We start from the raw sequence: 14,026 nt of genomic DNA on the forward strand, positions 1-14,026 counted from the left end.
TGTCTTTTGCAAGAATAAAGCGTATACGCTCAGTTGACCCTGATCAGAAATCCTCGAATTTCCACAAAGGCAAGTCCATGACCAAAACATTCCGCATCGGCCAGATCGTCCCCAGCTCCAACACCACCATGGAGACCGAGGTACCGGCCATGCTGCAGGCCCATTCCACGCTGCGCCCGCAGGACCGCTTCACCTTCCACTCCAGCCGCATGCGCATGAAGAAGGTCCAGAAGGAAGAGCTGGCCGCCATGGACGCCGAGAGCGACCGCTGCGCGCTGGAACTCAGCGACGCGCGCGTCGATGTGCTGGGCTATGCCTGCCTGGTGGCCATCATGGCCATGGGCAAGGGCTACCACCGCGTCTCGCAAAAGCGCCTGACCGAGCGCACCGAGAGCAACGGCGCCACCGCCCCCGTGATCACCAGCGCGGGCGCCCTGGTCGAGGCCTTGAAGGTCATGGGCGCGAAGAAGATCGCCCTGGTGGCGCCCTACATGATCCCGCTGACCCAGCTGGTCATGGACTACGTGGCCGCCGAGGGCTTCGAGATCGTGGACTGGCGCGCACTGGAAATCCCCGACAACCTGGACGTGGGCCGCCATGACCCCGCGAAGCTGCCCGGCATCGTGGCCGGCATGAACTACGCCGACGCCGACGTGATCGTGCTGTCGGCCTGCGTGCAGATGCCCTCGCTGCCGGCCGTGGCCCAGGTCGAGGCCGAGACCGGCAAGCCCGTGCTCACCGCCTCCATCGCCACCACCTACGCCATCCTCAAGGAGCTCGGCCTGGACCCCGTGGTGCCGGGCGCGGGCGCGCTGCTGTCGGGCGCCTATCCCTACGACAGCGGCAACAGCGCAGCCAAGGCCTGAGGAACACACGCATGACCAGCCACTCCAGCACCCCCAGCACATTCCGCTACGGCGGCAACGTCCACGCCAACGGCATCCGCCAGCACTACCTGCGCTACGGCGGCGCAGAGGGCGAACGCGCTCAGCGCGACGCCGTCATCCTGATCCCCGGCATCACCAGCCCGGCCGTGACCTGGGGCTTCGTCGCCGAGCACCTGGGCCGCCAGTTCGACACCTATGTGCTGGACGTGCGCGGGCGCGGCCTGTCGTCCTCGGGCCCGGGCCTGGACTACGGCCTCGATGCCCAGGCCGCCGACGTGGCCGCCTTCGCCCAGGCCCTGGGCCTGTCGCGCTGGGCCCTGGTCGGCCACTCCATGGGCGGGCGCATCGCCGTGCGCGCCGCGCGCAGCCAGCCGGTGGGGCTGACGCGCCTGGTCATCGTCGACCCGCCCGTCTCCGGCCCCGGCCGCCGCGCCTACCCGGCCGCCCTGCCCTGGTATGTGGACTCCATCCGCCAGGCCACGCAGGGCATGGATGCCGAGGCCATGCGCGCCTTCTGCCCCACCTGGACCGAGGAGCAGCGCCAGCTGCGCGCCCAGTGGCTGCACACCTGCCACGAGCCGGCCATCGTGCAAAGCTTCGAGGACTTCGGCCGCGACGATATCCATGCCGACCTGCCCCACATCCAGCACCCGCTGCTGCTGGTCACGGCCGAGCGCGGCGACGTGGTGCGCGCCGAGGACGTGGCCGAGTGGCAGGCACTGGCGCCGCAGACCGAACATGTGCGCGTGCCCAATGCCGGCCACATGATTCCTTGGGACAACGAGGCCGGCTTCTATGCGGCGCTCGGCGAGTTCCTGGGTGCACGGGTGGACTGAATGCCCGCCAGCCAACCCTTTCCATCCATCGCGGCACCAAGGAGACGCACATGTCCGTCAGCGATATCGATCTGATCCACGCCTGGAAGCAGGTGCTCACGCTGTCCCGGCTGGAGGCCGGCCAGACCGTCACCGTGCTCACGGGCGCCGACACGCACCCGCAGACGCTGCGCTGCGCCATCGCTGCCTCCAGCGAGATGGGAGCACGCGTCAACCGCCTGGACCTGCCGCCCGTCAACGCCGAAAAATCCCTGAGCCGCGACTCGCTGGCCTACCTGGGCACGACGCCGCTGACCGGCAACCCGGCCGCCATCGCCGCGCTCAAGGCCAGCGACCTGGTGCTGGACCTGATGACCCTGCTGTTCTCGCCCGAACAGCACGAGATACTGCAGACCGGCACCAAGATCCTGCTGGCCGTGGAGCCGCCCGAGGTGCTGTGCCGCCTGGTGCCCACCGAAGGTGACCGCGCGCGCGTGCAGGCCGCATCCAAGCGCATCGAAGCGGCAAAGCAGATGCACATCACCTCGGCCGCGGGCACCGACCTGCGCTGCCAGCTGGGCGACTTCCCGGCCATCTGCGAGTACGGCTTCGTGGACCAGCCCGGCCGCTGGGACCACTGGCCCAGCGGCTTCGTGCTGACCTGGCCCAACGAGGGCCAAAGCAACGGCCGCGTGGTCCTGGACCGGGGCGACATCCTGCTGCCCATGAAGGACTACGTGACCGAGCCCATCGAGCTGGTCATCGAAAAAGGCTATGTCACGCGCATCAGCGGCGGCCTGCAGGCCGACATCCTCAAGGAGTACATGGCCTCCTACGAGGATCCCGAGGCCTATGCGGTCTCCCACATCGGCTGGGGCCTGCAGCCGCGCGCCCACTGGTCCATGCTGGCCCACTACAACAAGGAAACCCACATCGGCATGGACGCGCGTGCCTTCGAGGGCAACTTCCTGTGGTCCATGGGCCCCAACAACGAAGCCGGCGGCAGCCGCACCACGGCCTGCCACATCGACATCCCCATGCGCCACTGCAGCGTGGCGCTGGATGGCACGCCCACCGTCATAGCCGGCGTGGTGCAGGACGAACAGGGACTGGCGCGCGCCAAGCGCCGAAAGGACATCGCATGACCACCACACAAACCATCCCCACCGAGGGCGTTTCGGGCGACATCTCGGCCTACGCCCGCCAGGGCTTCGGCACGCCGCTGCCGCTGAAGGCGCCGTTCGGCCTGCTCATCATCGACTTCGTCAACGGCTTCGCCGACCCGGCCGTGTTCGGCGGCGGCAACATCCCCGAGGCCATCGCCCGGACGCGCCAGCTGCTGGCCCATGCGCGCGAGCGCGGCTGGCCCGTGGCGCACAGCCGCATCGTGTTCTCGGACGACGACGCCGACAGCAACATCTTCTGCCTGAAGGTGCCGGGCATGCTGACCCTGAAGGAAGACAGCCCCGCCAGCGCCATCGTCCCCGAGCTGGCCCCCGCTGCCGGCGAGTACGTGGTGCGCAAGAGCACGCCCTCGGCCTTCTTCGGCACCATGCTGGCGCCCTGGCTGGCCCAGCGCGGCGTGCAGACCCTGCTGGTGGCCGGCTGCGTGACCAGCGGCTGCGTGCGCGCCAGCGTGGTCGATGCCATGCAGTCGGGTTTCCGCCCCCTGGTGGTGGCCGACTGCTGCGGCGACCGCGCCCTGGGCCCGCACGAGGCCAACCTGTTCGACATGGCACAGAAGTACGCGGCGGTGATGCCGCTGTCCCAGGCCCTGTCCGACACCGACGCCATCGTGCGCTGATCCCATCGCGGCAACGCGCCCATAGGGGCCGGCAGCCTGCGGCCGGCCCCGCACGCATGCATGATCGACATGCCCGCGAAGAACACCCCATGACCCTGCCCCAGCCCCAAGCCCTGCACACGCAGCTGCTCGCCCGCCCCGCCACCTTGCTCGTGGTGCGCCAGCCGGTGGCGCCGCCGCGCCCCGCGCCCGGCCAGCCCGGCACGGCCACCGACTATGTGCAGTCCACGCCCGAGATCTTCGTGGCCGTGCTGGCCGACGACAGCGCCCCGCAGGGCTGGCGCGCCCTGGCCTTCAACGGCCACGTGGACCTGGGCACGGGCATACGCACGGCCCTGGCCCAGATCGTGGCCGAAGAGCTGGAAGTGCCGCTGGACCGGCTGGAGATGGTGCTCGGCCACACGGCCGCCGCGCCCAACCAGGGGCCGACCATTGCCAGCGCCAGCATCCAGATTTCGGCCGTGCCGCTGCGCCGCGCGGCCGCCCAGGCGCGCGAGCAGTTGCTGGCGCTGGCCGCCGCGCAATGGGGCGTGGCCGCCGAGCGCCTGCAGGCGCGCGATGGGCGCATACGCCTGGCCGATGGCAGCGATGCACGCGAACTCCACTACGGGCAATTGCTGCAAGACCGGCAACTGCAGCTGACGCTGGCACCGCCGGAACAAGAGGTGAAACTCAAGCCTGCCGGCGATTACCGGATCGTGGGCCGGGGCGCGGCGCGCGTGGACATCCCCGCCAAGGCCACGGGCGAGCTGAGCTTCGTGCACGATGTGCGCGTGCCCGGCATGCGCCATGGCCGCGTCATCCGCCCTCCGCACCCGGGCCGCGACGGCGGCGACTTCATCGGCCACTGCCTGATCGCCGTGGACCGCGACTCCGTCGCCCGCCTGCCCGGCAACGTGCAGGTGGTCACCGAAGGCGATTTCGTGGGTGTGGTGGCCGACCGCGAGGAGCAGGCCATCGCCGCCATGCGCGCGCTGCGCGTGCAGTGGCGCGCCGTGCCGCCCGCGCCGGATCTGTCGGATCTGGCCAGCACCCTCCGCACCAACCCCGCCCAGCGCCGCGCCCTGGTCGACGAAGGCGACGTGGACGGCGCCTTTGCGGTGGCGGCCACCGAACTGCGCCGCAGCTACGTCTGGCCCTACCAGATGCACGCCTCCATCGGCCCCTCCTGCGCCGTGGCCGACTTCCAGGGCGGGCGCCTGAAGCTGTGGGCCGGCACGCAAAACCCCCACATGCTGCGCACCGACCTGGATCGGCTGCTGCAACTGGGCGAAGGCTGCATCGAGATCGTGCGCCTGGAAGCCGCCGGCTGCTACGGCCGCAACTGCGCCGACGATGTCTGCGCCGACGCGGCCCTGCTGTCCATGGCCGTGGGCGCGCCGGTGCGCGTGCAGCTCACGCGCGAGCAGGAACACCAGTGGGAGCCCAAGGGCACGGGCCAGCTCATGGACGTGAGCGCGGCCATCGACGACAAGGGCGATCTGCTGGCCTACGACTTCGCCGTGCGCTACCCCTCCAACGACGCGCCGCTGCTGGCCCTGCTGCTCACGGGCCGCATCCCGGGCCAGCCGCGCACCCTGGAGATGGGCGACCGCACGGCCGTGCCGCCTTACCGCTATGCCAGCCAGCGCATCGCCTGCCACGACATGGCGCCCATCGTGCGCTCATCCTGGCTGCGCGGCGTCTCGGCCCTGCCCAACTCCTTTGCCCACGACTGCATGATCGACGAGCTGGCCCACGCGGCCGGCGCCGACCCCGTGGACTACCGCGTACGCCACCTCGAAGACCGGCGCGCCATCGAACTGATCGAGGCCACCGCCCTGCATGCGGGCTGGCAGCCCGGCCAGCGCGGCAGCCGGGGCCAGCCCGGCGCCGATGGCCTGCTGCGCGGGCGCGGCGTGGCCTATGCGCGCTACATCCACAGCCGCTTTCCCGGCTTTGGCGCGGCCTGGGCCGCCTGGGTGATCGACATCGAGGTCGATCCGCTCAGCGGCCGCATCGCCGTGCGGCGCCTGGTCGTGGGCCAGGACACGGGCATGATGGTCAACCCCGACGGCGTGCGCCACCAGATCCACGGCAACGTCATCCAGACCCTGAGCCGCAGCCTGCTGGAGCGCGTGGCCTTCAACGCCCAGGGTGTGGCCAGCCGCGAATGGGGCAGCTACCCCATCATCGGCTTTCGCGACCTCCCCCCCATCGAGGTGGTGCTGATGCCGCGCCAGGACGAGGCGCCCATGGGCGCCGGCGAATCGGCCTCGGTGCCGGGCCCCGCCGCGCTGGCCAATGCCCTGTTCGATGCCACGGGGCGGCGCTTCTACGCCGCGCCGTTCACGCCCGACGTGGTGCGCGCCGCGCTGAATGCCGCGCCGAACGCCTCGCCAGAGACTGCACAGGCAGGGCGGCGGGTACAGCCCGCCTAGTCTTTCAGCGCCCCCGCATGCCGCAGGCACTGCGCACGCCATTCGGCGGCGTCCTGCAGTTGCAGCGCCGCCTGCAGCGCGCGCGTGGGCGCCACGCCCTGCTGGGCCATGAAGCCGATGGGGGTGACCAATTCGGGCGAGCGCAGTGGCCGCGCCACCAGGCCCGGCATGTGGCGCACCGTGGCCACCATGGCGCCGGGCAGCACGGTGGTCATGCCATCCGCTCCTTGCGCCACGGCCATTACCAGGGTCAGCACGGAGTTGGTTTCCATGGCGGGCTGTACGGCCATGCCCACGGCGGCGAAGGCCTCGTCGATCACCGTGCGGTTGTGCATGTCGGGGGTGAGCAGGCACAGCGGCATGCCGGCCACGTCGCGCCAGGCGATGTCGGCACCGAAGGCAAAGGGCCGGCCCTCGCCCTGCCCATCGCGGCACTCGCGGCACAGCAGGTAATAGTGCTCCTGGTACTGGGGCCAGGACTGCAGGCGCGGGCCGCGCGGCGGCATGCGCGCGCTGTAGCCCAGGGCCAGGTCCAGCGACAGGTCTTCCAGGCCGCTCTCGATCTCGGCCGAGCTCAGGCACAGCACCACTGGCGTGATGCCCGGATGGCGCTCGCGCAGCAGGGCCGCGAAGCGGGTGAGCATGGGCATGGCCGTGGGCACGGCCGCCATGCGCAACTGCCCGCGCAGCGCGCCGGCGCCCGCGCTCAGTTCCTGGCGCAGGCCTTCCTCGGCGCGCAGCATGGCCAGGGCCGTGGCCAGCACCTGCTCCCCCTCGGGCGTGAAGCCCGCGAACGAGCGTCCCCGGCGCACAATGACCGTGCCGAACTCCTCCTCCAGTGCACGCAGCGCATTGGACAAGGCCGGCTGGGTGATGTGGCAGGCCAGCGCCGCGCGACCGAAGTGGCGGTGCTCGTTGAGCGCCGCCAGATAGCGCATCGAGGTCAGCAGGTTCATGCCGGCAGCGCCTGTGCGAGGTCAGGTGCCTTGGCTGACGGTGATGGTGGGGAACTTGCTCGTGAAATCCCGCGCCTTGAGCGCCACCTTCACGGCCAGGTCGCGCGCCACCTTCTTGTAGATCTGCGCGGCCTCGCTGTCGGGCTCGGCCACCACGGTGGGCGTGCCGCTGTCGGCCTGCAGGCGGATCTGCAGCGACAGGGGCAGGGCGCCCAGGTAGGCTATGCCGTACTCGGCCGCCATCTGCTTGCCGCCCTCGGCTCCGAAGATGTGCTCCACATGGCCGCAGTTGCTGCAGACATGGGCCGCCATGTTCTCGACCAGGCCGAGGATGGGAACGCCCACCTTCTCGAACATCTTCACGCCCTTCTTGGCGTCGATCAGGGCAATGTCCTGGGGCGTGGTGACCACCACGGCGCCCGTCATGGGCACGCGCTGGGCCAGCGTCAGCTGGATGTCGCCCGTGCCGGGCGGCATGTCCACCAGCAGGTAGTCCAGGTCCTTCCAGTTGGTCTGGCGCAGCATCTGCTCCAGCGCCTGGGTGGCCATGGGGCCACGCCAGATCATGGCCTGGTCGTTGTTGACCAGCAGGCCGATGGACATCACCTGCACGCTATGGCCGATCAACGGCTCCATGGTCTTGCCGTCGGGGCTGTCGGGCCGACCCGAGACGCCCATCATCATGGGCTGGCTGGGGCCGTAGATGTCGGCGTCCAGGATGCCCACGCGCGCGCCCTCGGCGGCCAGCGCCAGCGCCAGGTTGGCCGTGGTCGTGCTCTTGCCCACGCCGCCCTTGCCGGACGAGATGGCGATGATGTTCTTGACGCCCGGCAGCAACTGCACGCCGCGCTGCACCGCATGCGCGGCCACCTTGGACGTGATGTTGACCGAGACATTGCCCACGCCCTCGACGGTCTTGGCCGCCGCGACGAACTGGCCGCGCAGCGCCGGCACCAGGCTTTGCGCCGGATAGCCCATCTCCACGTCGAAGGCCACGTCGGCCCCCGTGACCTGCAGGTTGCGCAGGGCGCGGGTGCTCACATAGTCCTTGCCGGTGTGGGGGTCGAGCACGCTGGAGAGCGCGGCCAAGAGCGCTTGTTCTGTGACTGCCATGGTGTGTATAACTCCTAGAGCCGGGTAGTCTATCGAAGCCCCCATCCCCTCGCACACGCGAGACAATGCGGCCCTTGCTGCCTTTGGCTCCCCAGTTCCCTCTCCCCAGAAAGATCCCCCGTGAAATTCCAGATGGCCCAAAACTCCCTGTTCGCTATCTTGCTGCGCTCGCGCTGGTGGATCAGCTTTGCACTGGCCGCCCTGGTCACCCTGGTGTCCACGGCGCTGCTGCCCAAGGACATTGCGCCGTTTGCCGCCGTCACCGCCCTGCCCTTCTTCGCCATCGGCTGCATCGCCGCCTGGCGCCAGCTGCGCGCGCCCAGTCCGGCCAAGGTCGAGCAGGCGCTGGAGATCGCTGCGCAGCAAGGCTGGCGGGACTTCTCGGACCGGCTGGAGCGCGCCTGGCAGGCCGAAGGCCATACCGTGACCCGCCTGACGGACAAGGACGGCGCCGATTTCGTGCTCGAGCGCGAGGGCCGCACCACCGTGGCCTGCGCCAGGCGCTGGAAGGCCGGCGTGCACGGCATGGAGCCGCTGCGGGCGCTGCTTGCCGCGGGCCAGGCGCGCGACGCGGCCACGGTCTGCTACCTGTCGCTGCAACCGCCGGCCGAGAACGCAGCCGCCTGGGCCAGGCAGCAGGGCATCGCCCTGATTTCCGGCACGGATCTGGGAACGCTGCTGGCCAAGGCCTGATTCCCTCGGGGTCATCCCCCGACCCCTGGGACTGCGGCAGGCGGCACACTGCAGGACATGCCCGACGCCGCGCCCTCCAACGACCACAGCCTGCCCCCGCCCAGCACCGGCCTGCTGCTCAGCGGCGGCGGCGCCCGCGCCGCCTACCAGGCCGGCGTGCTCGAAGCCATCGCCGAGATCCGCCGCGCCTGCGGCCAGCAGCATGGCCCCAACCCCTTTCCCATCCTGGTCGGCACCTCGGCCGGTGCCATCAACGCGGCGGCCCTGGCCTGTGGCAGCGACCATTTCGACCGCGCCGTGCGCCGCATGGCTCGCATCTGGCGCAACCTGCGCCCCGAAGACGTCTACCTGTCCGACTCGCTGAGCGTGCTGCGCAGCGGTGCGCGCTGGCTGACCCTGCTGTCCCTGGGCTGGGCGCTGGCCCGCTGGGGCCGCATGCGCCCGCGTTCGCTGCTGGACAACCGGCCCCTGGGGCAACTGCTGTCGCGCGGCCTGGTGCCGCTGGAGCGCCTGCCCGACCTGATCGCCGGCGGCCACCTGCGCGCGCTGGCCGTCTCGGCCTCCAGCTACACCACCAGCGAACATGTGACCTTCTGCCAGACCCACGAGGAACTCAAGCCCTGGGTGCGCAACCAGCGCAAGGCCGCCCCCGCGCAGATCACGCGCGAGCACCTGCTGGCCTCCTCGGCGATTCCGTTCATCTTTCCGGCCACGGAGCTGCCGCTGGACGGCGCCACCGAATATTTCGGCGACGGCTCCATGCGCCAGACCGCGCCGCTGGCACCCGCCATCCACCTGGGCGCCGAGCGCATCCTCGTCGTGGGCGCGGGCCGCCGCAACGAGCCTCCCGCCACACCGCCGCCCGAAGGCGCCAGCTACCCCTCGCTGGCCCATATCGCGGGCCACACGCTGTCCAGCATCTTCCTGGACGCCCTGGCCCTGGACGTGGAGCGCGCCGAGCGCATCAACCAGACCCTGGCCCTGATCCCGCCCGCCGACCGCGAGCGCAGCCGCCTGCGCCCGCTGCAGCTGCTGGTGATCTCGCCGTCCGAGCGCATCGACGCCATCGCCGCGCGCCATGTCGGCCGCCTGCCACTGCCCATGCGCACCCTGCTGGGCGCCCTGGGCGTGCGCCAGGACGCCAGCGACCCGCGCGGCGCGGCCCTGGCCAGCTACCTGCTGTTCGAGCGCAGTTTCACGCGCGAGCTGATGGCCCTGGGCCGGCGCGACGCGCTGGCGCGGCGCAGCGACATCGAGCAGTTCCTGGGCTGGCAGCGGGCACCGTCCGGGCACTGACAAAAGGCCGGCAACGCGCGCCGCGCGCCCGGGCCTTCTAGAATGGCGGGTTCCCCGAGAAAGCAGTTACCCATGACCGCACGCAAACTCTTCGTCACCACCGCCCTGCCGTATGCCAACGGCAACTTCCACATCGGCCACATCATGGAATACATCCAGGCCGACACCTGGGTGCGTGCGCAGCGAATGCAGGGCAACGCGGTCAACTTCGTGGGCGCCGATGACGCGCACGGCGCGCCCATCATGATTGCGGCCGAGAAGGCCGGCAAGACGCCCCAGCAGTTCGTGGCCGACATCGCCGCGGGCCGCAAGCAGTACCTGGACGGCTTTCACATCGCCTTCGACAACTGGCACAACACCGACGCGCCCGAAAACCATGCGCTGGCCCAGCAGATCTACCGCGACCTGAAGGCTGCCGGCTTCATCGAGACGCGCACCATCGAACAGTTCTTCGACCCCGAGAAGAACATGTTCCTGCCCGACCGCTTCATCAAGGGCGAGTGCCCCCGCTGCCACGCCAAGGACCAGTACGGCGACAACTGCGAGGTCTGCAGCGCCGTCTACGCGCCCACCGACCTGATCAATCCCTACTCGGCCCTGTCGGGCGCCAAGCCCGTGCTCAAGAGCTCGGAGCATTTCTTCTTCAAGCTGTCGGACCCGCGCTGCGTGGAGTTCCTGACCGAATGGACCCAGGACGGCCAGCACGTGCAGCCCGAGGTGGCCAACAAGATCAAGGAATGGTTCAGCGTGCGCACCAACCCGGACGGCACGACCAGCGAGGGCCTGGGCGACTGGGACATCTCGCGCGACGCGCCCTACTTCGGCATCGAGATCCCCGATGCGCCGGGCAAGTACTTCTACGTCTGGCTGGACGCGCCCGTGGGCTACCTGGCCTCGCTCAAGAACCTGCTGGACCGGCGCGGCGAGGACTACGAGGCCTACATGGCCGACCCGGCCCTGGAGCAGTACCACTTCATCGGCAAGGACATCATCACCTTCCACACGCTGTTCTGGCCCGCCATGCTCAAGTTCAGCGGCCGCAAGACGCCCACGAAGATCTGCGTGCACGGCTTCATGACCGTCAACAACGGCGAGAAGATGAGCAAGAGCCGCGGCACCGGCCTGGACCCGCTCAAGTACCTGGGCCTGCAGATGAACCCCGAGTGGCTGCGCTACTACCTGGGCGCCAAGCTCAACGGCAAGAATGAGGACATTGACTTCAACCCCGATGACTTCATGGCCCGCGTCAACGCCGACCTGATCGGCAAGTACGTGAACATTGCCTCGCGCGCCGCCGGCTTCATCGCCAAGCGCTTCGACGGCAGGCTGGGCACGGTCAGCGAAGACGGCCAGGCCCTGCTGGCCCAGTTGCGCGGCCAGAGCGAAACAATAGTCCAGGCCTTCGAGAACCGCGACACGGCCCGTGCCGTGCGCGAGATCATGCAGCTGTGCGACCGCGTCAACGAGTACGTGGATGCCAACAAGCCCTGGGAACTGGCCAAGCAGGAAGGCATGGACGCCCGCCTGCAGGACGTGTGCACCACGTGCATCGAGGCCTTCCGCCTGCTGACCATCTACCTGAAGCCCATCCTGCCGGCCGTGGCCGAACAGGTGGAAGGCTTCCTCAACGTGGCGCCGCTGCAGTTCGCCGACGCACAGAACCTGCTGGGCGCCGGCCATGCCATCGGCCTGTACAAGCACCTGATGCAGCGCGTGGACGTCAAGCAGCTCGACGCCCTGTTCGAAGCCCCCGAGCCCGTGGTCGAGAAGGTCCTGCCCGGCGGCGAGGAAATCGCCGAGACCATCAGCATCGACGACTTCGCCAAGGTGGACCTGCGCATCGCCAGGATCGTGGAATGCAAGCCCGTGGAAGGCTCGACCAAGCTGCTGCAGCTCACGCTGGACGTGGGCGAGGGAAAGACGCGCAACGTGTTCTCCGGCATCTCCAGCATGTACCAGCCCGAGCAGCTGCAGGGCAAGCTCACCGTGATGGTGGCCAACCTGGCGCCGCGCAAGATGAAGTTCGGCATCTCCGAAGGCATGGTGCTGGCGGCCAGCCATGCCGATGAGAAGGCCCACCCCGGCATCTACGTGCTGGAACCCTTCCCCGGCGCACAACCAGGCATGCGCATACACTGAAAGACAGCATCCATGTCCCGCAAGCCCTCACGGTCCCCGGCCCTGGGGGCTTTTCTTTGCCTGGTTGCTGCGGCCCTGCTGTCCGGCTGCACCGTGGTGGCCGTGACCGCCACGGCCGTCAGCGTCACGGCCTCGGCCGTGGGCCTGGCCGCCGATGCGGCCGTGGGCACGGCCAGGATCGTCGGCAAGGGCGTGGGCAAGGCCGTCGATGCCATCAGCGATGACGGGACCGCTTCCGACGAAAGCGGCATCACGGTGCGCTACCGCACGCCGGAGGGGCAGCCGCTGCAGCCCTGAGGCCTACTGCCCAGCGTACCGCCCCGGCCGATGGCTCACCGCCAGGAACACGCCCATGACCACGGCCGCCAGCACCGACCAGGCCACGCGCTCGAAGGGCACGACCCACAGCGCCAGCAGCACCACGCAGCAGTCGATGGCCATCTGCACCTTGCCCGCGCGGATGCCGTAGCGGTCCTGCAGGTAGAGCGAGGCGATGGTCGCGCCGCCCAGGCTGGAGCGGTGGCGCGCCAGGAACAGCAGGCCCGAGCCCATGAGCAGGCCGCCCGCGATGGCCGCGAAGGCCGGGTGCAGGTAGTCGATGTGGATGAGGCGCGGCCCCATTTCGGTGATCAGCGACAGCGCGCCCACGCACAGGAAGGTCTTGACCGTGAAGGTGCGGCCCACACGCGTCCAGGCGAACCAGTAGAACGGGATGTTGATCGCGAAGAAGACCAGGCCGAACGGCCAGCCCGTGGCGTAATGCAGCACGAAGGCCAGGCCCGCCGTGCTCCCCGTCAAAAGCCCCGCCTGCGCGAACATCATCATGGCGATGCCCACGAACAGGGTTCCGGTGAAGAGGGCCTGGACATCCTCGAAGAGGCCATGGCGCAGCGAAGCGGTGGCCGAGACAGGCGCAGCAGGCGCGGCAGCGGGTAGGGAAGGCGTGGACATTGTCGGGGTGATGACAGATCTATCGTCGCAAAGGCCCCGGTTCGGGGCCTTCGCCGTACCCATGGGGTGTCATAGGTACAAACCCGGATTCTAGAGACTGTTGCCCCGGCGCGCTGTTGCGTGCAGGCCACCGTCCGCCACGACGGCTTGCGGGGCCCTGGGATCAGGCCCCACCGTGCAGCTTCTCGCGGCCCGCGCTGCGCAGCACGCGGCCGTCGGGGCCGAAGGTCACGGTGAACTCCATGTTGCGCGTGGGGGGATCGATGTAGTTCCAGTCCCAGTCGGTTTCCTGCTTGAGCTGGTAGGTCGTGACCTTGGCGGGCTTGCCCAGCATGCGGCGCACCTGCTCCTCGTCCATGCCGGGGCGGATCCTGTCGAAGTTGTGCGGGGCCAGCACCTGGCGCAGCGCGCTCATCCTGCCGTCCGTGCCGATGGTGATCATGTAGTTGCGGCTGCCGGCGGGCTGGCGGTTGTACTCGAAGGTGCGCGAGCCATCGGCCTCGGGCCAGATGCGCTCGGGCTCGCCGAAGCGGGCGCGCACGTCGGCCTCGGTGGACAGGCCTTCCTCGAGTTCCTTGATGTTCTGGGGGTCGCAGCCGGGCAGCGACAGCATGCCCATCACGGCCACGGCAACCCCCGCGAGGCGGGAGACTAGGTTCATGGACGGTGTCCCGGTAAAATCACGCGATTCAAGAGGTTATCAGTCTATGTCATTCTTTCGCCGCCCCGACTACCGCTCCGACACCACCAACTTCATCAACGACCTGAAGAAGCAAAAGCCCGAACTGTCCAGCCAGCAGGTGGCCGGTCGTTCGCTGCTGTGGGACAAGGACGTGAACCACGAGGTCTGGGAAGACCTGCGCGCCGGCCGCGTCGACCAGAAGCCCTACGTCTACCAGACGAACGCCTGATCCGGGATGCCGGCTTCGCTCCCATGAGGACACCGCAGCAA

At 69.3% G+C, this 14,026-nt stretch carries 14 protein-coding genes; 10 read left to right on the forward strand and 4 right to left on the reverse strand.

Annotated features, from left to right (window positions below; translation table 11 throughout):
• Positions 1 to 77 precede the first annotated feature (77 nt).
• The 5 genes from L1Z78_RS22270 to L1Z78_RS22290 all read left to right on the forward strand — a co-directional run bounded on the left by L1Z78_RS22270 (position 78) and on the right by L1Z78_RS22290 (position 5,926).
• Positions 78 to 866 (forward strand): Asp/Glu racemase, encoded by a 789-nt coding sequence (locus L1Z78_RS22270; protein WP_275444439.1) that lies wholly within the window; start codon positions 78 to 80, stop codon positions 864 to 866.
• A gap of 11 nt (positions 867 to 877) precedes the next feature.
• Positions 878 to 1,723, forward strand: a complete 846-nt coding sequence (locus L1Z78_RS22275; RefSeq protein WP_234638518.1) for an alpha/beta fold hydrolase — start codon at positions 878 to 880, stop codon at positions 1,721 to 1,723.
• A gap of 50 nt (positions 1,724 to 1,773) precedes the next feature.
• On the forward strand, positions 1,774 to 2,847 hold the full coding sequence (locus L1Z78_RS22280; RefSeq protein ID WP_234638519.1) for a 2,5-dihydroxypyridine 5,6-dioxygenase: 1,074 nt from the start codon (positions 1,774 to 1,776) through the stop codon (positions 2,845 to 2,847).
• Positions 2,844 to 3,506 carry an N-carbamoylsarcosine amidohydrolase gene (locus L1Z78_RS22285; protein ID WP_234638520.1) on the forward strand — a complete coding sequence of 221 codons (663 nt, stop codon included), beginning with the start codon at positions 2,844 to 2,846 and terminating at the stop codon, positions 3,504 to 3,506. Before L1Z78_RS22280 ends, L1Z78_RS22285 begins: the two co-directional genes overlap by 4 nt.
• 89 nt (positions 3,507 to 3,595) lie before the next feature.
• A complete protein-coding gene (locus L1Z78_RS22290; protein WP_234638521.1) occupies positions 3,596 to 5,926 on the forward strand; it encodes a xanthine dehydrogenase family protein molybdopterin-binding subunit in 2,331 nt (776 codons plus the stop codon).
• Here L1Z78_RS22290 and L1Z78_RS22295 read toward each other — a convergent pair.
• On the reverse strand, positions 5,923 to 6,882 hold the full coding sequence (locus L1Z78_RS22295; protein WP_234638522.1) for a LysR family transcriptional regulator: 960 nt from the start codon (positions 6,880 to 6,882) through the stop codon (positions 5,923 to 5,925). The two genes, L1Z78_RS22290 and L1Z78_RS22295, sit on opposite strands and share 4 nt — an antisense overlap.
• Before the next feature lie 21 nt (positions 6,883 to 6,903).
• Positions 6,904 to 7,995, reverse strand: a complete 1,092-nt coding sequence (apbC, locus tag L1Z78_RS22300) for an iron-sulfur cluster carrier protein ApbC (protein ID WP_234638523.1) — start codon at positions 7,993 to 7,995, stop codon at positions 6,904 to 6,906.
• 132 nt (positions 7,996 to 8,127) lie between these two features.
• Between apbC and L1Z78_RS22305 the strand changes: the two genes are divergently transcribed.
• From L1Z78_RS22305 to L1Z78_RS22320, 4 genes are all read left to right on the forward strand, one after another.
• A complete protein-coding gene (locus L1Z78_RS22305) occupies positions 8,128 to 8,688 on the forward strand; it encodes a restriction endonuclease (RefSeq protein ID WP_234638524.1) in 561 nt (186 codons plus the stop codon).
• A 57-nt stretch (positions 8,689 to 8,745) separates the two neighbouring features.
• The gene (locus L1Z78_RS22310) at positions 8,746 to 9,984 is read left to right on the forward strand and encodes a patatin-like phospholipase family protein (RefSeq protein ID WP_234638525.1); all 1,239 of its coding nucleotides are present in this window, start codon (positions 8,746 to 8,748) and stop codon (positions 9,982 to 9,984) included.
• A gap of 72 nt (positions 9,985 to 10,056) precedes the next feature.
• Positions 10,057 to 12,123: a methionine--tRNA ligase gene (gene metG, locus L1Z78_RS22315; RefSeq protein ID WP_234638526.1), complete on the forward strand. Its 2,067-nt coding sequence runs from the start codon at positions 10,057 to 10,059 to the stop codon at positions 12,121 to 12,123.
• Positions 12,124 to 12,135: 12 nt separating this feature from the next.
• On the forward strand, positions 12,136 to 12,420 hold the full coding sequence (locus L1Z78_RS22320; protein WP_234638527.1) for a hypothetical protein: 285 nt from the start codon (positions 12,136 to 12,138) through the stop codon (positions 12,418 to 12,420).
• Positions 12,421 to 12,423: 3 nt separating this feature from the next.
• Here the strand turns inward: L1Z78_RS22320 and L1Z78_RS22325 are convergent, their stop codons facing one another.
• Both L1Z78_RS22325 and bamE read right to left on the reverse strand, forming a co-directional pair.
• Entirely contained in the window at positions 12,424 to 13,074 is a 651-nt protein-coding gene (locus tag L1Z78_RS22325; protein WP_234638528.1) for a YitT family protein, read from the reverse strand.
• 163 nt (positions 13,075 to 13,237) lie between these two features.
• Positions 13,238 to 13,735, reverse strand: a complete 498-nt coding sequence (bamE, locus tag L1Z78_RS22330; protein ID WP_234638529.1) for an outer membrane protein assembly factor BamE domain-containing protein — start codon at positions 13,733 to 13,735, stop codon at positions 13,238 to 13,240.
• Between the two features lie 46 nt (positions 13,736 to 13,781).
• Between bamE and L1Z78_RS22335 the strand changes: the two genes are divergently transcribed.
• Positions 13,782 to 13,985 (forward strand): DUF3460 family protein, encoded by a 204-nt coding sequence (locus L1Z78_RS22335; protein ID WP_234638530.1) that lies wholly within the window; start codon positions 13,782 to 13,784, stop codon positions 13,983 to 13,985.
• Positions 13,986 to 14,026: the final 41 nt, after the last annotated feature.

Origin of the sequence: Delftia tsuruhatensis, assembly GCF_903815225.1 — a bacterium.
GTDB lineage: Bacteria > Pseudomonadota > Gammaproteobacteria > Burkholderiales > Burkholderiaceae_C > Comamonas > Comamonas tsuruhatensis_A.